Consider the following 21,637-nt stretch of genomic DNA (forward strand, 5'->3'; position numbering starts at 1 on the left):
CTGGTGCCTTGCCTGCTATTCGCTTAGCTGCAACAATTCTTCCTGCATCACTCAAATATACTAACGATGTTATTTTCGTCATCGTTATTCGTTACAAATTCGATTCCTGCCGTATTTTTTCTGGTCTGCGGTACATTGCAACCTTAAGGCCTGTAAGGGATAACTATCAATGAGTTAGAGATGTTCAGTGAATTGGTAACTGAAAGCCAGGGGCGGTAGCGTGCCTGTGGGTATGTCAATCAGCCTGGATTATTCTGTAACCGCATGTGGTTGAATAAACGCTTTTTAGGATTGATGCCAGTTATATTCTTTCGTAATTAACTGCATTCTGATTCTGTGTACAACTTGAGCGCTTATATAAATCGCACAGGATAATTACTCTGCCAAAGTGATAATTAATCAATGATGAAATCTAAAATGAAATTGATGCCATTATTGGTGTCCATAAGCATGATGAGTGGCTGCACTGTTTTCCCCGGTAGCAATATGACTACGATGGGAAAGGATGTGATTAAACAGCAGGATGCAGACTTTGATTTAGACCGCATGGTGAATGTTTATCCTTTAACACCACGTCTGATTGAACAATTGCGCCCGCGCGTTAATGTCGCTCAACCAAATATGTCGCTCGACAACGAAATTGCGGCTTACCAGTATCGTGTAGGGCCAGGGGATGTATTGAATGTCACCGTCTGGGATCACCCGGAATTAACCACGCCAGCGGGCCAATATCGTAGTTCCAGCGACACAGGCAACTGGGTACAGCCTGATGGCACCATGTTTTATCCCTATGTCGGGAAAGTACAGGTGGTGGGGAAAACCCTCGCCGAGATCCGCAGTGATATTACCAGCCGTTTAGCGACGTACATTGCTGACCCGCAGGTGGACGTTAATATCGCCGCATTCCGCTCACAAAAAGCCTACATCTCCGGCCAGGTCGCCAAGTCCGGCCAGCAGGCGATCACCAACGTGCCGCTTACCGTGCTGGACGCTATCAACGCGGCGGGCGGGCTGACCGACAACGCCGACTGGCGCAACGTAGTGCTGACACATCAGGGAAAAGAGCAGCGCATTTCGCTCCAGGCGCTGATGCAGAATGGCGACCTCAGCCAGAACCGCCTGCTTTATCCAGGCGATATCCTCTTTGTACCGCGTAATGACGATCTGAAAGTGTTCGTGATGGGCGAAGTGAAAAAACAGAGCACGCTCAAAATGGACTTCAGCGGCATGACGCTGACGGAAGCGCTTGGCCAGGCCGAAGGTATCGACCTGACGACCTCCAACGCCAGCGGCATCTTCGTTATCCGTCCGTTGAAAGGCGGCGAGAGCGATCGCAGCGGCAAGATTGCCAATATCTACCAGCTTGATATGTCGGACGCCACCTCTCTGGTGATGGCGACGAATTTCCGACTCCAGCCGTATGACGTGGTGTACGTCACGACTGCGCCGGTGGCGCGCTGGAATCGTCTTATCAACCAGTTGCTGCCGACAATCAGTGGCGTTCGCTACATGACCAACACGGCCAACGATATCCAAAACTTGCAATGACTATGTTCAACAAAATTCTGGTGGTTTGTGTGGGGAACATTTGTCGTTCCCCAACAGCAGAACGACTGCTGAAAAAATACCAGCCCGGATTAACAGTGGCATCGGCAGGGCTGGGCGCGCTGGTCGGACGTGGCGCGGATGCTAACGCGGTGAGCGTAGCGGCAGACAATCAACTTTCTCTGGAGGGACATCGCGCGCGGCAGGTTTCCGGTGCCATGTGTCGTGAATATGACCTGATTCTGGTCATGGAAAAACGCCACATCGCCAGCCTGTGTGAGATTGCCCCGGAGATGCGCGGCAAGGTCATGTTATTTGGCCACTGGGATAACGAACGAGAAATTCCCGACCCGTATCGTAAAAGTCGTGAAGCTTTTGAAGCCGTTTACACCTTACTTGACCAGTCTGCCCGCCAGTGGGCGCAGGCATTGCAAGCTCAGCAGGGATAATAATGACAGAGAAAACACACCATTCGCATTCTGCTGCCCCGGTGGTGGGCAATGACGAAATCGATATTGGCCGTTTGCTCGGCACTATCATTGAAGCTCGCTGGTGGGTACTGGGCATCACCTCGGTGTTTGCACTGATCGCGGTTGTCTACTGCCTGTTTGCGACACCCATTTACAGCGCCGATTCACTGGTGCAAATCGAACAAAACACCGGCAGTTCACTGGTGCAGGATATCAGCAGCGCCCTGGCGAATAAGCCACCGGCGTCAGATGCGGAAATCCAGCTTATCCAGTCGCGTATGGTGCTGGGCAAAACCGTTGAGGATCTGGATCTCGACATCTCCGTAGTGAAAAACACCTTTCCGCTGTTCGGTACCGGCTGGGAGCGGCTGATGGGGAGGCAGAACGAGACGGTGAAAGTCACCACCTTTACGTTGCCTGCCGGGATGAATCAGCAAACCTTTACGCTGAAAGTGCTGAGCCCAAAACAGTATCAGTTAACCAGCGATGGCGGTTTTGAGGCGCGTGGCGAAGTTGGCAAGTTGTTGAGCAAGCAGGGCGTGACCATGATGGTGAGCGACATTCTTGCCTCGAATGACTCCGAGTTTACCGTCACTAAATTCTCCACGCTGGGGATGATTAACAACCTGCAAAATAACCTGACGGTAGTGGAAAACGGTAAAGATACCGGTGTGCTCAGCCTGACGTATACCGGTGAAGATCGCGATCAGATCCGCGCTATTTTGAACAGCATTACCCGTAATTACCTTGAGCAAAATATCGAGCGTAAATCCGAGGAAGCAGCGAAGAGCCTGGTATTCCTCGATAAACAGCTGCCGGAAGTGCGCCACAATCTGGATATCGCAGAAGATAAGCTCAACACCTATCGCCAGACCAAAGACTCTGTCGATCTGCCGCTGGAAGCCAAATCTGTGCTCGATTCGATGGTCAACATCGACTCGCAGTTGAACGAACTGACTTTCCGTGAAGCGGAAATCTCCAAGTTGTATACCAAAGTTCACCCGGCATACCGCACGCTGCTGGAAAAACGTAAAGCGTTGGAAGATGAAAAAGCGAAGCTGAACAACCGCATTACCGCGATGCCGCAAACGCAACAGGAAATTGTTCGCCTGACGCGTGATGTGGAATCCGGCCAGCAGGTCTATATGCAACTGCTGAATAAACAGCAGGAACTGCGTATTACCCAGGCCAGTACCGTGGGCGATGTGCGTATTGTTGACCCGGCGATCACTCAGCCTGGCGTGCTGAAGCCGAAGAAAGCGTTGATCATTCTCGGCAGCATTATTCTTGGCCTGATTGTCTCTGTGGTTGGCGTTCTGCTGCGCTCGTTGTTCAATCGCGGTGTGGAAAGCCCGCAGATCCTTGAAGAGCACGGCATCAGCGTGTATGCCAGCATCCCGCTTTCCGAATGGCAGAAAGCGCGTGATAGCGTCAAAACCGTTAAGGGCGTGAAGCGCTACAAGCAGAGCCAGTTGCTGGCGGTGGGTAACCCGACGGATCTGGCGATTGAAGCCGTGCGCAGTCTGCGTACCAGCCTGCACTTCGCCATGATGCAGTCCACTAATAATGTGTTGATGATGACCGGGGTCAGCCCCTCCATCGGTAAAACCTTTGTCTGCGCCAACCTCGCAGCGGTGATCAGCCAGACGAACAAACGTGTGCTGCTCATCGACTGTGACATGCGCAAAGGCTACACCCACGAACTGCTGGGCACCGACAACATTAACGGTTTGTCCGATGTGCTGGCCGGAAAAGGTTCGGTTGAGAATTGCGCCAAACCAACCTCCATCAGCAATTTCGATCTGGTTCCGCGCGGGCAGGTGCCGCCGAATCCGTCCGAACTGTTGATGAGCGAACGTTTTACGCAACTGGTGAAATGGGCCAGCAGTCACTATGACCTGGTGCTGATCGACACCCCGCCAATTCTGGCGGTTACAGATGCGGCGATTGTCGGTCGTCATGCCGGCACTACGCTGATGGTGGCTCGCTACGCCGTGAATACGCTGAAAGAGATCCAGACCAGCCTGAGCCGCTTCGAACAGAACGGTATTGAGGTTAAAGGCGTGATCCTGAACTCGATTTTCCGCCGCGCGACGGGCTATCAGGATTACGGCTACTACGAATACGAATACAAGTCCGATTCGAAATAACCAGTCCCTCACTTCAATCTTTAGCACGAACTGCTCTCCCTCCGCCCGGGGGGAGAGCAGACGTGGGGGCGAACGTGGCATGTTGAACGCATTAGGGATCGCATCATGAGCACAACAGCAAACCCATTAATTTCTATCTATATGCCAACCTGGAACCGGCAACAGCTGGCGATCCGCGCCATTAAATCGGTGCTGCGCCAGGATTACCCGCACTGGGAAATGATCGTTGTGGACGACTGTTCCGACGCGTATGAACAACTGCAACAGTTTGTTGAGGAGCTGGGTGATTCACGCGTGAGTTATACGCGCAACCCCTATAACTCGGGTGCCTGCGCGGTACGTAACCAGGCGATTTTACAGGCGCAGGGGCAGTACATTACCGGGATTGATGACGACGATGAATGGACGCCGAACCGACTGTCAGTTTTTCTGGCGCACAAACATCTGCTCAACACCCGCGCGTTTCTCTATGCCAATGATTATCTCTGCCAGGGCGAGGTTTATGCGCAGCCCACCAGTCTGCCGCTGTATCCGAAATCGCCGTTCTCGCGCAAGCTGTTCTGGAAGCGCAACATCGTCGGCAACCAGGTCTTTACCTGGGCCTGGCGCTTCAAAGAGAGCTTGTTCGATACGCAACTGAAAGCGGCTCAGGATTACGATATTTTCCTGCGCATGGTGGATGAGTATGGCGAACCGTGGAAGATTGAAGAAGCCACGCAGATTCTGCACGTTAATCACGGCGAAATGCAAATCACCTCGTCGCCGAAGAAATTCTCTGGCTACTTCCACTTTTATCGGAAGCATAAAAACAAGTTCGATCGCGCCAGTAAAAAATATCAGTTATTTACGTTGTATCAGATCCGCAATAAGCGCATGACCTGGCGCACGCTGCTGACGTTATTCTCGCTGCGTAACGGTAAACGACTGGCTGACGGGCTGCGGGGGAAATAATGCGACTGGAAGATTTTCGCGCAAACCACTGGAGCTTGCGCCCTTGCTGCATGGTTGCGGCTTACCGTATTGCCCACTTTTGCTCCGTGTGGCGCAAAAAACACGTCATCAATAACCTGTGGGCTGCGCCCGCGATCCTGCTCTATCGCTTTGTCACCGAGTGTCTGTTTGGCTACGAAATCCAGGCTGCTGCGACCATCGGGCGCCGTTTTACTATCCATCACGGTTATGCGGTGGTGATCAATAAAAATGTGGTCGCGGGTGATGATTTCACGATTCGCCACGCCGTTACCATCGGTAATCGCGGTGCCGATAATCTGGCCTGCCCGGTGATTGGCAACAATGTCGAGCTGGGCGCGAATGTGGTGATCATTGGCGACATTACGATTGGCAACAATGTCACTATCGGCGCGGGAAGCGTCGTACTCGACAGCATCCCCGATAACGCGCTGGTGGTGGGCGAGAAAGCGCGCGTGAAGGTGATCAAATGAATATTTTACAGTTCAATGTCCGCCTTGCCGAAGGCGGCGCTGCGGGCGTGGCGCTGGATTTACACCAGCGCGCGCTGCAAAAGGGTATGCAATCACGTTTTATTTATGGCTACGGCAAAGGCGGGAAAAAAAGTGTCAGTCACGATAACTATCCGCAGGTTTACAAGCAGACGCCGCGTCTGACTTCCGTTGCTAATCTCGCGCTGTTCCGCCTGTTTAACCGCGACGTTTTTGGCAATTTGAATAACCTTTATCGCACCGTCACCCGCACGCAAGGGCCGGTGGTGCTGCACTTTCATGTAATGCACAGCTACTGGCTGAACCTTGATGATTTGGTGGCGTTCTGCCAGAAAGTGAAAGCGCACAAACCTGACGTCACGCTGGTCTGGACGCTGCATGATCACTGGAGCGTAACCGGGCGCTGCGCCTTTACCGATGGCTGCGAAGGCTGGAAAGAGAATTGCCGCAAATGCCCGACACTGAGCAACTATCCGCCGGTGAAGGTGGATCGTGCGCATCAACTGGTCAACCGCAAGCGCCAGTTGTTTAACAATATGCTGGCGCTGGGCTGCCAGTTTATCTCCCCCAGCCAGCATGTGGCGGACGCTTTTAACAGCCTCTATGGCGCAGGGCGCTGCAACATTATTAATAACGGTATTGATGTTGCGACCGAGGCGATTCTGGCTGAACTTGCGCCGGTAAAAGCCACCGAAGGAAAACCGAAAATCGCCGTGGTTGCCCATGACCTGCGCTACGACGGTAAAACCAATCAGCAACTGGTGCGCGACATCATGGCGCTGGGTGACCGCGTGGAGTTGCACACCTTTGGCAAGTTTTCTCCGTTTGAGGGGCAAAACGTTGTCAACCACGGCTTTCTTACAGATAAGCGCCAATTGATGAGCGAACTCAATCAGATGGATGCACTGGTCTTCTCTTCCAGGGTGGATAACTACCCGCTGATCCTCTGCGAAGCGCTCTCCATTGGCGTGCCGGTGATCGCCACGCACAGCGATGCGGCGCGGGAAGTGTTGCAGAAATCCGGCGGTAAAACTTTTGCCGAACAGGAGGTGCTGCCGCTGGTGCAGTGCCGTAAAGCAGAAATTGCCCAGGCGGTGTTTGGCGAAAGCCTCGACGCATTTCGCGCGCGCAGCCGCCAGGCCTACAGTGGACAACAGATGCTGGAGGAATATGTCTCGTTCTATCAGAGTCTGTAGTTACCTGCTGCTGCCGGTGATTTACCTGCTGGTTAACGTGAAAATCATGCAGCTCGGTGAAAGTTTCCCGATCACGATCGTGACGTTTTTGCCGCTACTGTTGCTGCTCTATCTCGACAAAATCAATCTGAAAAAGTTGATGATTGCACTGGGGGCCGGAGCCGGGTTAACGCTGTTTAACTTTATTTTTGGTAAATCGCTGGATGCCAGCAAATATGTCACTTCAACCATGCTGTTTGTTTACATTGTGATCATTGTTGGCATGGTGTGGAGCATCCGCTTTAAAACCATATCACCGCATAATTACCGCAAGATTTTGCGATTCTTCTATGTGGTTGTGGCAATGGTGGTGATGCTTGCGGCGATGGAGATGGCTCAGATTATTCTCACCGGTGGGAGTAGTTTGATGGAGGGTATTTCTAAATACCTCATCTACAGCAACAGTTACGTGCTGAATTTTATCAAGTTCGGCGGTAAGCGTACTACCGCGTTATATTTCGAACCGGCATTCTTCGCTCTGGCATTAATCTCAATTTGGCTCAGTATCAAACAGTTTGGTATCAAAACGCCGAAGACCGATGCTATGATTTTGGCAGGGATAGTACTTTCGGGATCGTTCTCTGGGGTAATGACTTTTATCCTGTTTTATTTGCTGGAGTGGGCATTCCAGTATCTGAACAAAGAGGCGATTCGTAAAAAGTTACCACTGGCAATTATTTCTCTTGCAGTGTTTATTGTCGGTGTGGTTTTCGCTTTCCCCTATATTGCAGAACGACTCGGCGATTTAGGTACGGAAGGTTCTTCTTCTTATTATCGTATTATCGGTCCGCTGGTGATGGTGGGATATTCACTGACCAATATTGATGGGGTAGTAAGATTTGGCTCACTTTATGAATATGTCGCATCATTCGGAATCTTTAACGGTGCAGATGTCGGGAAAACAATAGACAATGGGTTGTATCTGCTGATCATTTATTTCTCGTGGTTCGCAGTGTTGTTGACAGGCTGGTATTTGTTCAAAGTCGGGAAAATGATGGTAAATGCCTTTGGCAATAATCAGAATTTTCGCGTACAGCTTTACCTGTTTACGCCTATATCGTTGTTTTTTACGGGGTCAATTTTTAGCCCGGAATATGCGTTTTTAATTGTTTGTCCGTTTATTCTGCGTAAAGCGCTGAATATCGTGAATTCATGAAAAGGTGGGTCATATGCTGCTAAGTGTTATTACTGTCGCGTTTCGCAATTATGAAGGTGTGATGAAGACCTGGCAGTCTCTGGCTCACCTGGCGAAAGCGCAGAATATCGAATTCGAATGGATTGTCGTTGACGGCGGCTCGCAGGATGGTACTGCGGAATTTCTGAAAAATCTCAACGGACAATACAATTTACGTTTTATCAGCGAGCGTGACAAAGGCATCTATGATGCCATGAATAAAGGCATTGACATGGCGACGGGACGCTATGCATTGTTTTTGAATTCCGGCGATATTTTCCATGAGGAAATTGTGGATGTTGTTCGCCAGTTAGATGAAGAAAACGAGAACGCCATGTATATTGGCGATGCGCTGCTGGATTTTGGCGACGGCAACAAATTACGCCGTAGCGCCAAACATGGCTGGTATATTTACCACAGCTTACCGGCCAGCCATCAGGCTATATTTTTCCCGGTAAATGGTCTGAAAACATACCCCTACGATCTGCAATTTAAAGTCTCTTCCGATTACGCATTAGCGGCCAGAATGTTTAAAGCCGGTTTTCCTTTCAAACGTTTGAAAGGGCTGGTATCTGAATTTTCAATGGGCGGCGTATCTACCTCTAATAACGTTGAATTGTGCCAGGATGCCCGCAAAGTTCAGCGTACGATATTACGAGTCCCGGGTTTTTGGGCGCAATTGTCATATATATTGCGCCTGCGGACGACTGGCAAAGCAAAGGCCTTATATAACAAAGCATAACGCTCAAATATAGGGAAAAAAGATGCAGGATTTACAAGGATTCTCCGTGCCGAAAGGCTTTCGGGGCGGCAATGCTATTAAGGTTCAACTGTGGTGGGCGGTACAGGCGACATTATTTGCCTGGTCTCCACAGGTGCTGTATCGCTGGCGTGCATTCCTCTTGCGTTTATTTGGCGCAAAGGTTGGTAAGGGCGTGGTTATTCGCCCATCGGTAAAGATTACCTACCCGTGGAAATTAACATTAGGCGATTACAGTTGGGTTGGTGATGACGCGGTGTTGTACACCCTTGGCGATATCACCATCGGCGCAAATTCCGTGGTTTCACAGAAATGTTATTTGTGCACCGGCAGTCACGATTATCAGAGCGCGCATTTCGATATTAACGCGACGCCAATCGTGATTGGTGAGAAGTGCTGGCTGGCGACGGATGTCTTTGTCGCGCCAGGCGTCTCCATCGGCGACGGGACGGTAGTCGGTGCGCGCAGCAGTGTTTTTAAATCGCTTCCGGCAAATGCAATTTGCCGTGGCAATCCCGCAGTGGTGACGCGCGAACGCGTTGAAAAGGTAACTCCCTAACAGGGACTATTGAGGAAAATAAATTATGTCTAAAGTCGCTCTCATCACCGGCGTAACCGGGCAAGATGGCTCTTATCTGGCAGAACTGCTTCTGGAAAAAGGCTATGAAGTTCATGGTATTAAACGCCGTGCTTCCTCATTCAATACCGAGCGTGTGGATCACATCTATCAGGATCCGCACACCTGCAATCCGAAGTTCCATCTGCACTACGGCGACCTGACGGATACGTCCAACCTGACCCGTATCCTGCAGGAAGTTCAACCGGATGAAGTCTACAACCTGGGCGCAATGAGCCATGTGGCCGTTTCGTTTGAATCCCCGGAATACACCGCCGACGTGGATGCGATGGGTACGCTGCGTCTGCTGGAAGCGATTCGCTTCCTCGGCCTTGAGAAGAAAACCCGTTTCTACCAGGCATCAACCTCTGAACTGTATGGTCTGGTGCAGGAAATTCCGCAGAAAGAGACCACGCCGTTCTACCCGCGTTCTCCGTATGCCGTTGCCAAACTTTACGCCTACTGGATCACCGTGAACTACCGTGAATCTTATGGCATGTATGCCTGCAACGGCATTCTGTTCAACCACGAATCTCCGCGTCGCGGCGAAACCTTCGTAACCCGTAAAATCACCCGTGCGATCGCCAACATTGCTCAGGGTCTGGAATCCTGCCTGTACCTCGGCAACATGGATTCCCTGCGTGACTGGGGCCATGCGAAAGACTACGTGAGAATGCAGTGGATGATGCTGCAACAGGAAAAACCGGAAGACTTCGTTATCGCCACCGGCGTGCAGTACTCCGTGCGTCAGTTCGTCGAAATGGCAGCAGCGCAACTGGGTATCAAACTGCGCTTTGAAGGCACGGGCGTAGAAGAGAAGGGTATTGTGGTTTCCGTGACCGGCCATGATGCACCGGGCGTGAAACCGGGTGATGTAATCGTCGCCGTTGACCCGCGCTACTTCCGTCCTGCGGAAGTGGAAACCCTGCTGGGCGATCCGACCAAAGCACACGAAAAACTGGGCTGGAAACCGGAAACCACGCTGCAGGAGATGGTCTCCGAGATGGTGGCGAAAGATCTGGAAGCAGCGAAAAAACACTCACTGCTTAAAGCCCACGGTTACGAGGTTGCCATCGCGCTGGAGTCTTAAGCATGACCAAACAACGTATTTTCGTGGCTGGCCATCGCGGGATGGTGGGATCAGCCATTGTTCGCCAGCTCGAACAACGTGCGGATGTTGAACTGGTACTGCGCTCCCGTGAAGAGCTGAACCTGCTGGATTCCGCTGCTGTCGATGCTTTTTTCGCCAGCAACCGTATCGACCAGGTTTACCTGGCGGCGGCAAAAGTGGGCGGTATTGTGGCGAACAATACCTACCCGGCGGACTTCATCTACGAAAACATGATGATTGAGAGCAACATCATTCACTCAGCGCATAAGCATGACGTGAACAAGCTGTTGTTCCTCGGTTCGTCCTGTATCTACCCGAAACTGGCACACCAACCGATCGCGGAAAGTGAGCTGTTGCAGGGGACGCTGGAGCCGACCAACGAGCCGTACGCGATTGCCAAGATCGCCGGTATCAAACTGTGCGAGTCCTACAATCGCCAGTATGACCGCGACTACCGCTCGGTAATGCCGACGAACCTGTATGGTCCGCACGATAACTTCCACCCGAGCAATTCGCACGTGATCCCGGCGCTGCTGCGCCGCTTCCACGAGGCGACGCAGGAGAACACGCCGGACGTGGTGGTGTGGGGAAGCGGCACGCCGATGCGTGAATTCCTGCACGTGGACGATATGGCGGCAGCCAGCATCCATGTTCAGGAGCTGGCGCGCGAAGTGTGGCAAGAGAACACCGAACCGATGCTGTCGCATATCAACGTTGGTACTGGTGTGGATTGCACGATTCGCGAACTGGCGCAGACAGTTGCCAGCGTTGTCGGCTACAAAGGCCGCGTGGTGTTTGACGCCACCAAGCCGGACGGTACGCCGCGTAAATTGCTGGATGTGACGCGTCTGCATCAGCTTGGCTGGTATCACGAGATCTCACTGGAAGCAGGGCTTGCAAGCACCTACCAGTGGTTCCTTGAAAACCAGCACCGGTTCCGGGGGTAGGCATGTTTTTGAGTCAGGAAGATTTTGCCACGGTGGTGCGCTCCACTCCGCTGATTTCCATCGATTTGATCGTGGAAAACTCACGCGGCGAGTTTTTGCTCGGCAAGCGCACTAACCGTCCGGCCCAGGGATACTGGTTTGTGCCGGGCGGACGCGTGCAAAAGGACGAACCGCTGGCGGCCGCTTTCGAGCGGCTGACCCTGGCGGAACTGGGGCTGCGCCTGCCGATGTCTGCAGGCGAGTTTTACGGCGTCTGGCAGCACTTCTATGACGATAATTTCTCCGGTAGCGATTTTTCCACCCACTACATTGTGCTGGGTTTCCGCCTGCGCGTGGACGAGCAAACGCTCGCACTGCCGCCGGATCAGCACAATGACTATCGCTGGGGGACGCCGGAGTCGCTGATTGCCGACCCGCTGGTGCATGACAACAGCCGCGCCTATTTCCTCGACGCACAGGGAGTACCGGGCTTATGAAGATCCTGGTCTATGGCATCAACTATTCGCCGGAGCTTACCGGGATCGGTAAGTACACCGGCGAAATGGTGGAATGGATGGCCCGTCAGGGCCATGAAGTGCGCGTGATCACAGCGCCGCCTTACTATCCGGAATGGAAAGTCGGCGAGCACTACAGCGCCTGGCGCTGGCGTAAAGAGCAGGGTGCCGCCACGGTGTGGCGCTGCCCGCTGTATGTGCCAAAACAGCCATCGACCCTGAAGCGTTTACTGCATCTGGGCAGCTTTGCCCTCAGCAGCTTTTTCCCGCTGATGGCGCAGCGTAGCTGGAAACCGGACCGCATTATCGGCGTGGTGCCAACGTTGTTTTGCACGCCGGGGATGCGCCTGCTGGCCAAACTGAGCGGCGCAAAAACCGTGCTGCATATTCAGGATTATGAAGTGGACGCCATGCTCGGTCTGGGAATGGCGGGTAAAGGTAAAAGCGGCCGCGTGGCGAAGCTGGCGACCGCGTTTGAACGCAGCAATCTGCATAACGTCGATAACGTCTCCACCATCTCTCGCTCAATGATGAACAAAGCGCGCGAGAAAGGGGTGGAGGCCGACAAAATCATCTTCTTCCCGAACTGGTCGGAAGTGGCGCGGTTTCGCGATGTCAGCGATGCCGATGTCACGGAACTGCGCCGCAATCTCGGTCTGCCGGATGACAAAAAAATCATTCTTTACTCCGGCAACATCGGCGAGAAGCAGGGGCTGGAAAACGTCATTGAAGCCGCTGCGCAGTTACACACCCATCCATGGCTGTTTGTCATTGTCGGTCAGGGCGGGGGGAAGGCGCGGCTGGAAAAACAGGTTAGTGAACGCGGCCTGAACAACGTCATCTTCTTCCCGTTGCAGCCGTACGATGCGCTGCCGGCGCTGCTGAAAATGGGCGATTGCCATCTGGTTATTCAGAAACGTGGTGCGGCCGATGCGGTATTGCCGTCCAAGCTGACCAACATTCTGGCGGTGGGCGGTAATGCGGTAATCACTGCTGAAGAGAGCACTGAGCTCGGGCAACTCTGTCTGGCAGAGCCAGGCATTGCGGTCTGCGTGGAGCCGGAATCGGTCGAGGCGCTGACCTGGGGCATTGAGCGCGCGCTGGCGCTGCCCAAAAACAACACGGTGGCACGTGAATATGCCGAACGCACGCTCGAAAAAGAGAGCGTATTAAACCAGTTTATTGCTGATATCAGCCCGGAAAGTTCCGTGAAGCCCGTACGCGCCCGCGAAAGCGCGCAGCACGAAGGCCGCCTGAATTTTGACGGGAATGGGGATAAATCATGAGTCAAACACAACTCTATCCGGTAGTGATGGCCGGAGGCTCCGGAAGCCGTCTGTGGCCGTTGTCCCGCGTGCTTTACCCTAAACAGTTTCTCTGCCTGAAGGGCGATCTCACCATGTTGCAGACCACCGTCTGTCGCCTGAATGGTGTCGAGTGTGAAAGCCCGGTGGTGATTTGTAATGAACAACATCGCTTTATTGTCGCCGAGCAACTGCGTCAACTGCACAAGCTGACCGAGAACATCATTCTCGAACCGGCTGGCCGTAATACCGCTCCGGCGATTGCGCTGGCGGCGCTGGCGATAAAACGCCACAACCCGGACAGCGATCCGCTGATGCTGGTGCTGGCGGCCGACCATGTCATTCAGAACGAAGAGGCGTTTCGCGCCTCGGTTCGCGACGCTATTCCTTATGCGCAGAGTGGCAAACTGGTGACCTTCGGCATCGTGCCGGATCTGCCGGAAACGGGCTATGGCTATATCCGCCGCGGCGGTGTCAGTGCCGGGCAGGCCGATTCCGTTGCCTTTGAGGTGGCGCAGTTCGTTGAAAAACCGAACCTGGAAACGGCACAGGGTTACGTTGCCAGCGGCGAATATTACTGGAACAGCGGTATGTTCCTGTTCCGTGCCGGTCGTTTCCTTGAAGAGCTGAATAAATATCGTCCGGACATTTTGCGCGCCTGCGAACAGGCGATGCAGGCCGCTGATCCGGATATGGATTTTGTCCGCGTTGATGAAGAGGCGTTCCTCGCCTGCCCGGAAGAGTCGATTGACTATGCGGTAATGGAACGCACGGCGGATGCGGTGGTCGTGCCGATGGATGCAGGCTGGAGCGATGTCGGTTCCTGGTCTTCGCTGTGGGAAATCAGCCAGCACACACCGGAGGGAAACGTCCATCACGGCGACGTCATCAGCCATAACACCCAAAACAGCTACGTGTATGCGGAGTCCGGGCTGGTCACGACCGTCGGCGTGAAAGATCTGGTGGTGGTTCAGACCAAAGATGCGGTGCTGATTGCCGATCGCAATCAGGTACAGGATGTGAAAAAAGTGGTGGAGAAAATCAAAGCCGACGGGCGTCACGAGCATCATATCCACCGTGAAGTTTACCGCCCATGGGGCAAATATGACTCCATCGATACCGGCGATCGCTATCAAGTGAAACGCATTACCGTGAAGCCGGGCGAGGGGCTCTCCGTACAGATGCATCATCACCGTGCGGAGCACTGGGTAGTGGTGGCGGGAACGGCGAAAGTGACCATCAATGATGAAGTGAAATTACTCGGTGAGAATGAATCGATCTATATCCCGCTTGGCGCGCATCACTGTCTGGAAAACCCGGGGAAAATTCCGCTCGATCTGATTGAAGTTCGTTCGGGTTCGTACCTGGAAGAAGACGACATCGTGCGCTTTGCGGATCGCTACGGGCGAGTTTAAAAGCCAGTGCCGGACGCGGTGTTGCCCGTCCGGCAGAAAAAACAAACGAATCAATAACAAATGGCCATTTTACGGTCAAGGCTGACTGTTGCCTTAAGAAGAGGTAATGATGGAAAAATTAACCTGTTTTAAAGCTTACGATATCCGTGGAAAGCTGGGCGAAGAACTGAATGAAGATATCGCATGGCGTATCGGCCGCGCCTACGGTGAATACCTGAAGCCGCAAACGATTGTGCTGGGCGGCGATGTGCGTCAGACCAGCGAATCGTTGAAACTGGCGCTGGCGAAAGGGCTGCAGGATGCGGGCGTCAACGTGCTGGATATCGGTCTTTCCGGTACCGAAGAGATCTATTTTGCCACGTTCCATCTCGGCGTGGATGGCGGCATCGAAGTGACTGCCAGCCACAACCCGATGGACTATAACGGTATGAAGCTGGTGCGCAAAGGCGCACGTCCGATCAGCGGCGATACCGGGCTGCGCGATGTGCAGCGTCTGGCGGAAGCCAACGACTTTCCGCCGGTGGATGCGGAAAAACGCGGCAGCTATGAGCAGATTAACCTGCGCGATGCCTATATCGATCATCTGCTGGGCTATATCAATCCGGCTAACCTTAAGCCATTGAAACTGGTGATCAACTCCGGTAACGGCGCGGCAGGTCCGGTAGTGGATGCCATTGAAGCCCGCTTCAAAGCGCTGAACGTGCCGGTGACCTTTATCAAAGTGCATAACGAACCGGACGGCACTTTCCCGCACGGTATTCCTAACCCGCTACTGCCGGAGTGTCGCGCGGATACCCGCAATGCGGTGCTGGAACATCACGCCGACATGGGGATCGCCTTTGACGGCGATTTCGACCGCTGCTTCTTGTTCGATGGTGAAGGGCGCTTTATTGAAGGCTACTACATCGTTGGTTTGCTGGCGGAAGCGTTCCTCGAAAAACACCCTGGCGCCAAAATCATCCACGACCCGCGTCTCTCCTGGAATACGGTGGATGTGGTGACGCGCGCGGGCGGCACGCCGGTGATGTCAAAAACCGGGCACGCATTTATTAAAGAACGTATGCGTAACGAAGATGCCATCTATGGCGGCGAGATGAGCGCGCACCACTACTTCCGCGATTTCGCCTATTGCGACAGCGGCATGATCCCGTGGCTGCTGGTCACTGAGCTGCTGTGCCTGAAAGGTAAAACCCTCGCCGAGCTGGTCAGCGATCGAATGCTGGCGTTCCCGGCGAGTGGTGAAATCAACAGCAAGCTTGCCGATCCGGTCACGGCTATCCAGCGTGTTGAGCAGCATTTTACGCCCGGCGCGCTGGAGATCGATCGCACCGACGGCATCAGCATCGCCTTCCCTGAGTGGCGCTTTAACCTCCGTTCATCCAATACCGAGCCGGTAGTGCGACTGAACGTTGAGTCGCGTCGCGATGTGTCACTGATGGAGGCACGAACGCAGGAAATTCTGGCGCTGTTGAATCAGTAAATCTCGGCGTTGCTCTCCCCCGGACGTGGGGAGAGTCAACATACAGGCAGGTAAAACGATGACTCATCTAAAAAAGCGCGACCGGGCCAAAACGAATGCATCGTTAATCTCAATCGTGCAGCGATTCTCTGACATCACCATTATGTTCGGTGGGCTGTGGCTGGTGTGCAAATTGAATGCGTTGCCCTTTTTCTACATGCATCTGCTGATGGCTCTGCTCTCCCTGGTTGTCTTCCAGATGATTGGCGGAATGACCGATTTTTATCGCTCCTGGCGAGGGGTAAAAATTACGACTGAACTGACCCTACTGTTGCAGAACTGGACGCTCAGCCTGATTTTCAGCGCGGGGCTGCTCTCGTTCAACAACGATTTCGATAACACCTTCATGATTTATCTCCCCTGGTATTTGTTAACCAGTATGGGGCTGATGCTGAGCCGCGCGGTGATCCGCTTTGGCGCAGGCTGGCTGCGGAACCTGGGCTATAACACGCGCCGCGTTGCGGTGGCGGGGGATATGCCGATGGGCCAGGCGTTGCTGGAAGGTTTTCGCAATGAACCCTGGTTGGGATTCGATGTGGTGGGGGTGTACCACGATCCGCAACCGGGCGGCATCACCACCGGCTGGGCGGGTAATCTCGACCAGCTGGTTGACGATGCGAAAGCGGGGAAAATTCACAACGTCTATATCGCGATGTCGATGAATGATGCGGCCAGCATCAAAAAGCTGGTGCGTCAGTTGGCAGACACCACCTGTTCAGTGATCCTGATCCCGGATGTCTTCACCTTCAATATTCTGCATTCGCGGATTGAAGAGATGAATGGTGTGCCGGTAGTTCCGCTGTACGAAACACCGCTTTCCGGCGTGAACCGCATTCTGAAACGCCTTGAAGACATTGTACTCTCGTCAATGATTTTACTGCTGATCTCTCCGGTTCTGCTGGCGATTGCGGTGGCGGTAAAACTCAGCTCTCCCGGCCCGATTATCTTCCGTCAGACCCGTTATGGCATGGACGGTAAGCCAATCAAAGTCTGGAAATTCCGTTCCATGAGGGTGATGGAAAACGACAAAGTGGTGACCCAGGCAACGCAGAACGATCCGCGTGTAACCAAAGTGGGGAGCTTCCTGCGCCGTACCTCGCTCGACGAACTGCCGCAGTTCATTAATGTGCTGCTCGGCGGCATGTCTATCGTTGGCCCACGCCCGCATGCGGTGGCGCACAACGAGCAGTACCGTTCGCTGATTGAGGGTTACATGCTGCGTCATAAAGTGAAACCAGGCATTACCGGCTGGGCGCAGATTAACGGCTGGCGCGGCGAAACCGACACGCTGGAAAAAATGGAAAAACGCGTTGAGTTCGACCTGGAGTACATCCGCGAGTGGAGTCTGTGGTTCGATATCAAAATCGTTTTTCTGACCATCTTTAAAGGCTTTATTAATAAAGCGGCGTATTAAAGGAAAGGTCATGAGCCTGAGAGAAAAAACCATCAGCGGTGCAAAGTGGTCAGCGATGGCCACTTTAACCATCATCGGCCTGGGGCTGGTGCAGATGACGGTGCTGGCGCGCATTATCGATAATCACCAGTTCGGTCTGTTGACCGTCTCACTGGTGATTATCGCGCTGGCGGATACGCTGTCGGATTTTGGTATTGCTAACTCCATTATTCAGCGCAAAGAGATAAGCCATCTGGAACTCACCACCCTGTACTGGCTGAACGTTGGGCTGGGGATTGTGGTTTGTCTGCTGGTTTTCTCGCTGAGCAACGTCATTGCCAGCGTCTTGCACAACCCGGATCTGGCGCCGCTGATCAAAACCCTGTCGTTCGCCTTTGTGGTGATCCCGCACGGTCAGCAGTTCCGCGCGCTGATGCAGAAAGAGCTGGAGTTCAATAAGATTGGCGCGATTGAAACCGTGTCGGTACTGGCGGGCTTCTGCTTTACGGTGATCAGCGCCTTTTACTGGCCGCTGGCGATGACAGCCATCCTCGGTTATCTGGTCAACAGCGCCGTTCGTACGCTGCTGTTCGGCTATTTTGGCCGCAAGATCTATCGCCCTGGCTTGCATTTCTCCCTTGCGTCGGTCAGTTCAAATCTGCGCTTTGGCGCATGGCTGACGGCTGACAGCATCATTAACTATGTCAACACCAACCTCTCCACGTTAGTGCTGGCGCGTATCCTCGGCGCCAGCGTCGCCGGGGGATACAACCTGGCGTACAACGTGGCGGTGGTGCCGCCGATGAAGCTCAACCCGATTATTACCCGCGTACTGTTCCCGGCGTTCGCCAAAATTCAGGACGACACGGAGAAGCTGCGTGTTAACTTCTACAAGCTGCTGTCGGTGGTGGGGATCATCAACTTCCCCATCCTGCTGGGGCTGATGGTGGTGTCGAACAATTTTGTGCCGCTGGTCTTTGGCGACAAGTGGAACAGCATTATCCCGATCCTGCAATTGCTCTGTATTGTTGGCCTGCTGCGCGCGGTCGGTAACCCTATCGGTTCGCTGCTGATGGCGAAAGCGCGGGTGGATATCAGTTTTAAATTCAATGTTTTCAAAACGTTTCTCTTTATTCCCGCCATTATTATCGGCGGCCATCTGGCCGGTGCGCTGGGCGTAACGCTGGGTTTCCTGCTGGTGCAAATCATCAACACCGTGTTGAGCTACTTCGTGATGATCAAACCGGTGCTCGGTTCCAGCTATCGTCAGTACATCCTCAGCCTGTGGTTGCCGTTCTACTTATCGCTGCCGACGCTGGTCGTGAGCTATGGCCTTGGGCTGGCGCTGAACGGGCATATGCCGCTGGCCGCCATGCTGGCAGTACAGGTCGCGGCAGGCGTACTGGCTTTCGCGGTGATGCTGATTGTCTCGCGCAACGCGCTGGTGGTGGAGATGAAGCGCCAGTTTTGCCGCAACGAGAAACTTAAAACGCTGCTTCGCGCAGGATAAGAAACGTTATTGAACCCCTTCATGAGGTCGTTATGAAATTATTGATCCTTGGCAATCATACCTGCGGAAACCGTGGTGACAGCGCAATTTTACGCGGATTGCTGGATGCGATTGCCCTGATTAATCCTGATGCAGACGTTGACGTGATGAGTCGCTATCCGGTGAGTTCATCATGGTTATTAAACCGTCCGGTGATGGGCGATCCGCTCTACAGCCAGATGAAAGAGCACAATAACGCCGCCGGTCTGATGGGGCGGGTGAAGAAAGTGCTACGCCGTCGCTATCAGCACCAGGTTCTGCTTTCACGCGTGACGGACACCGGCAAGCTGCGCAATATCGCCATCGCCCAGGGCTTTACCGATTTTGTCCGCAGGCTTAACGATTATGACGCGATTATTCAGGTCGGCGGTTCGTTCTTTGTCGATCTCTATGGCGTGCCGCAATTTGAACATGCGCTCTGCACCTTCATGGCGAAAAAGCCGCTTTATATGATTGGTCACAGCGTTGGCCCGTTCCAGAATGAAGCTTTCAACCAACTGGCGAATTATGTTTTCGGTCACTGTGATGCGCTGATCTTACGTGAAACCGTCAGCCTGAATCTGATGAAGCAGAGCAATATCACTACAGCGAAAGTGGAGCAGGGCGTGGATACCGCCTGGCTGGTGGATCACCATCAGCACGATTTTGTTGCCAGCTATGCGGTGCAGCACTGGCTGAACCTGGCAGCAAAACAGAAAACCGTCGCCATTACCCTGCGCGAACTGGCACCGTTCGACAAGCGATTGAATACCACGCAGCAGGCCTACGAACAGGCATTTGCCGGAGTGGTCAACCGCATTATCGATGCGGGCTACCAGGTGATTGCGCTTTCCACCTGTACCGGTATCGACAGCTACAACAAAGATGACCGCATGGTGGCGCTCAACCTGGGCCAGTACGTTAACGATCCGTCGCAATACCATGTGGTGATGGATGAACTCAACGATCTGGAGATGGGAAAATTGCTGGCCGCCTGCGATTTGACTGTCGGCACGCGTCTGCACTCGGCGATCATCTCAATGAACTTTGGTACCCCGGCGATTGCCATCAACTACGAACACAAATCGGCGGGCATCATGCAGCAACTGGGCATGCCGGAAATGGCGGTCGATATTCGTCACTTGCTGGACGGTTCGCTGGCGGCGATGGTCGCCGATTCGCTGGGTCAGTTACCTGCAATTAACCAGCGTCTGGCAACAGCGGTTGCGGCTGAACGCGAACAGGGCATGAAGATGGTGAAATCGGTGCTTGATCGCGTACAGGAGGTGAAATGAAAGTCAGCTTCTTTTTGCTGAAGTTTCCATTATCTTCCGAAACCTTTGTCCTCAACCAGATTGTTGCGTTTATCAATATGGGGTTTGAGGTGGAAATCATCGCTCTGCAAAAGGGCGATATGAACAATACCCATGCGGCGTACACTGAATACCGACTGGCGGAGAAAACCCGCTGGTTGCTGTCGGAACCGGAAGGACGTATGGCGAAGCTGGGTTACCGTGCGCAGGCAATGGCGCGCGGGATGTGGAAATCAGCAACCTGGAAAGCGCTGAATATCAGCCGCTATGGTAACGAGGCGCGTAACCTGATCCTGCCGGCGATTTGCGCCCTCGCGCCACGTACCTTCAAGGCGGATATTTTTATTGCTCACTTTGGCCCGGCAGGCGTTACGGCGGCAAAACTGCGTGAACTTGGGGTGCTGAAGGGCAAAATTGCCACGGTTTTCCATGGCATCGATATTTCCCATCGCGATGTGCTGAACCACTACACGCCGGAGTATCAGCAACTGTTCCAGCGCGGGGATTTGATGCTGCCGATCAGCGAACTGTGGGCGGGAAGACTGAAAAAGATGGGATGCCCGGAGAAAAAAATCGCGGTTTCGCGTATGGGCGTCGATATGGCGCGCTTTAGCCTGCGCCCGGTTAGAACGCCGGGCACTCCGCTGCAAATTATCTCAGTGGCGCGTCTTACCGAGAAAAAAGGGCTGCATGTGGCGATTGAAGCCTGCCGCCTGCTGAAGGAACGCGGCGTCGATTTCAAATATCGCATTCTGGGTATCGGTCCGTGGGAACGCCGTTTGCGTACGTTGATCGAACAGTTCCAACTGGAAGATGTGATCGAGATGCCGGGCTTCAAACCGAGCCATGAAGTCAAGGCCATGCTCGATGAAGCGGATGTTTTCCTGTTACCTTCGGTGACGGGCGCGGATGGCGATATGGAAGGGATACCCGTTGCCCTGATGGAAGCGATGGCCGTGGGCATTCCGGTGGTTTCGACGGTGCACAGCGGCATTCCGGAGCTGATTGAAGCCGGGAAATCTGGCTGGCTGGTGCCGGAAAACGATGCTCAGGCGCTGGCGCAGCGGCTTGCCGCGTTTGGCTCGATGCAGGGCCAGGATTTAGCGCCGGTGGTGACGCGTGCGCGGGAAAAAGTCGAAGCCGACTTTAATCAAAAGATCATCAATCAGCAGCTTGCCAGCCTGTTGCAGGCGCTTTGAATCG

General features: G+C 53.6%; 19 protein-coding genes. All 19 read left to right on the forward strand.

All coding sequences use genetic code 11. From position 1 onward, the window contains the following. The first annotated feature begins 402 nt into the window (after positions 1-402). The 19 genes from Y71_RS09135 to wcaL all read left to right on the forward strand — a co-directional run bounded on the left by Y71_RS09135 (position 403) and on the right by wcaL (position 21,633). On the forward strand, positions 403-1,548 hold the full coding sequence (locus tag Y71_RS09135) for a polysaccharide export protein (RefSeq protein WP_035888731.1): 1,146 nt from the start codon (positions 403-405) through the stop codon (positions 1,546-1,548). A 2-nt stretch (positions 1,549-1,550) separates the two neighbouring features. Next, on the forward strand, positions 1,551-1,994 hold the full coding sequence (wzb, locus tag Y71_RS09140; protein WP_007371253.1) for a low molecular weight protein-tyrosine-phosphatase Wzb: 444 nt from the start codon (positions 1,551-1,553) through the stop codon (positions 1,992-1,994). A 2-nt stretch (positions 1,995-1,996) separates the two neighbouring features. Then, positions 1,997-4,165, forward strand: coding sequence for a tyrosine-protein kinase Wzc (gene wzc / locus Y71_RS09145; protein ID WP_007371254.1), 2,169 nt, complete (start codon positions 1,997-1,999; stop codon positions 4,163-4,165). 105 nt (positions 4,166-4,270) lie between these two features. Then, positions 4,271-5,116, forward strand: coding sequence for a colanic acid biosynthesis glycosyltransferase WcaA (gene wcaA / locus Y71_RS09150; RefSeq protein ID WP_007371255.1), 846 nt, complete (start codon positions 4,271-4,273; stop codon positions 5,114-5,116). Further along, positions 5,116-5,607 (forward strand): colanic acid biosynthesis acetyltransferase WcaB, encoded by a 492-nt coding sequence (gene wcaB, locus Y71_RS09155; protein WP_007371256.1) that lies wholly within the window; start codon positions 5,116-5,118, stop codon positions 5,605-5,607. The genes wcaA and wcaB overlap by 1 nt, the downstream gene beginning before the upstream one ends. Further along, a complete protein-coding gene (gene wcaC, locus Y71_RS09160) occupies positions 5,604-6,821 on the forward strand; it encodes a colanic acid biosynthesis glycosyltransferase WcaC (protein ID WP_007371257.1) in 1,218 nt (405 codons plus the stop codon). Before wcaB ends, wcaC begins: the two co-directional genes overlap by 4 nt. After that, positions 6,796-8,016: a colanic acid polymerase WcaD gene (gene wcaD / locus Y71_RS09165; protein ID WP_007371258.1), complete on the forward strand. Its 1,221-nt coding sequence runs from the start codon at positions 6,796-6,798 to the stop codon at positions 8,014-8,016. The genes wcaC and wcaD overlap by 26 nt, the downstream gene beginning before the upstream one ends. Before the next feature lie 13 nt (positions 8,017-8,029). Next, entirely contained in the window at positions 8,030-8,776 is a 747-nt protein-coding gene (gene wcaE, locus Y71_RS09170; RefSeq protein WP_007371259.1) for a colanic acid biosynthesis glycosyltransferase WcaE, read from the forward strand. A 22-nt stretch (positions 8,777-8,798) separates the two neighbouring features. Next, positions 8,799-9,353 carry a colanic acid biosynthesis acetyltransferase WcaF gene (gene wcaF, locus Y71_RS09175; protein WP_007371260.1) on the forward strand — a complete coding sequence of 185 codons (555 nt, stop codon included), beginning with the start codon at positions 8,799-8,801 and terminating at the stop codon, positions 9,351-9,353. 25 nt (positions 9,354-9,378) lie between these two features. Next, positions 9,379-10,500 carry a GDP-mannose 4,6-dehydratase gene (gene gmd / locus Y71_RS09180; protein ID WP_007371261.1) on the forward strand — a complete coding sequence of 374 codons (1,122 nt, stop codon included), beginning with the start codon at positions 9,379-9,381 and terminating at the stop codon, positions 10,498-10,500. Between the two features lie 2 nt (positions 10,501-10,502). After that, positions 10,503-11,468, forward strand: a complete 966-nt coding sequence (gene fcl / locus Y71_RS09185; protein ID WP_007371262.1) for a GDP-L-fucose synthase — start codon at positions 10,503-10,505, stop codon at positions 11,466-11,468. A 2-nt stretch (positions 11,469-11,470) separates the two neighbouring features. Next, positions 11,471-11,944, forward strand: a complete 474-nt coding sequence (locus tag Y71_RS09190) for a GDP-mannose mannosyl hydrolase (RefSeq protein ID WP_007371263.1) — start codon at positions 11,471-11,473, stop codon at positions 11,942-11,944. Then, positions 11,941-13,248 (forward strand): colanic acid biosynthesis fucosyltransferase WcaI, encoded by a 1,308-nt coding sequence (gene wcaI / locus Y71_RS09195; protein ID WP_007371264.1) that lies wholly within the window; start codon positions 11,941-11,943, stop codon positions 13,246-13,248. Before Y71_RS09190 ends, wcaI begins: the two co-directional genes overlap by 4 nt. Next, positions 13,245-14,681, forward strand: a complete 1,437-nt coding sequence (gene cpsB, locus Y71_RS09200; RefSeq protein WP_007371265.1) for a mannose-1-phosphate guanyltransferase — start codon at positions 13,245-13,247, stop codon at positions 14,679-14,681. The genes wcaI and cpsB overlap by 4 nt, the downstream gene beginning before the upstream one ends. Before the next feature lie 109 nt (positions 14,682-14,790). After that, positions 14,791-16,161, forward strand: coding sequence for a colanic acid biosynthesis phosphomannomutase CpsG (cpsG, locus tag Y71_RS09205; RefSeq protein ID WP_007371266.1), 1,371 nt, complete (start codon positions 14,791-14,793; stop codon positions 16,159-16,161). Positions 16,162-16,219: 58 nt separating this feature from the next. Then, positions 16,220-17,614 carry an undecaprenyl-phosphate glucose phosphotransferase gene (wcaJ, locus tag Y71_RS09210; protein WP_007371267.1) on the forward strand — a complete coding sequence of 465 codons (1,395 nt, stop codon included), beginning with the start codon at positions 16,220-16,222 and terminating at the stop codon, positions 17,612-17,614. 10 nt (positions 17,615-17,624) lie between these two features. Next, on the forward strand, positions 17,625-19,103 hold the full coding sequence (wzxC, locus tag Y71_RS09215; protein WP_007371268.1) for a colanic acid undecaprenyl disphosphate flippase WzxC: 1,479 nt from the start codon (positions 17,625-17,627) through the stop codon (positions 19,101-19,103). Between the two features lie 32 nt (positions 19,104-19,135). Then, a complete protein-coding gene (gene wcaK, locus Y71_RS09220) occupies positions 19,136-20,416 on the forward strand; it encodes a colanic acid biosynthesis pyruvyl transferase WcaK (protein WP_007371269.1) in 1,281 nt (426 codons plus the stop codon). Beyond that, a complete protein-coding gene (gene wcaL / locus Y71_RS09225; RefSeq protein WP_007371270.1) occupies positions 20,413-21,633 on the forward strand; it encodes a colanic acid biosynthesis glycosyltransferase WcaL in 1,221 nt (406 codons plus the stop codon). Before wcaK ends, wcaL begins: the two co-directional genes overlap by 4 nt. Positions 21,634-21,637 lie beyond the last annotated feature (4 nt).

The organism is Kosakonia radicincitans DSM 16656, assembly GCF_000280495.2.
Lineage (GTDB): Bacteria > Pseudomonadota > Gammaproteobacteria > Enterobacterales > Enterobacteriaceae > Kosakonia > Kosakonia radicincitans.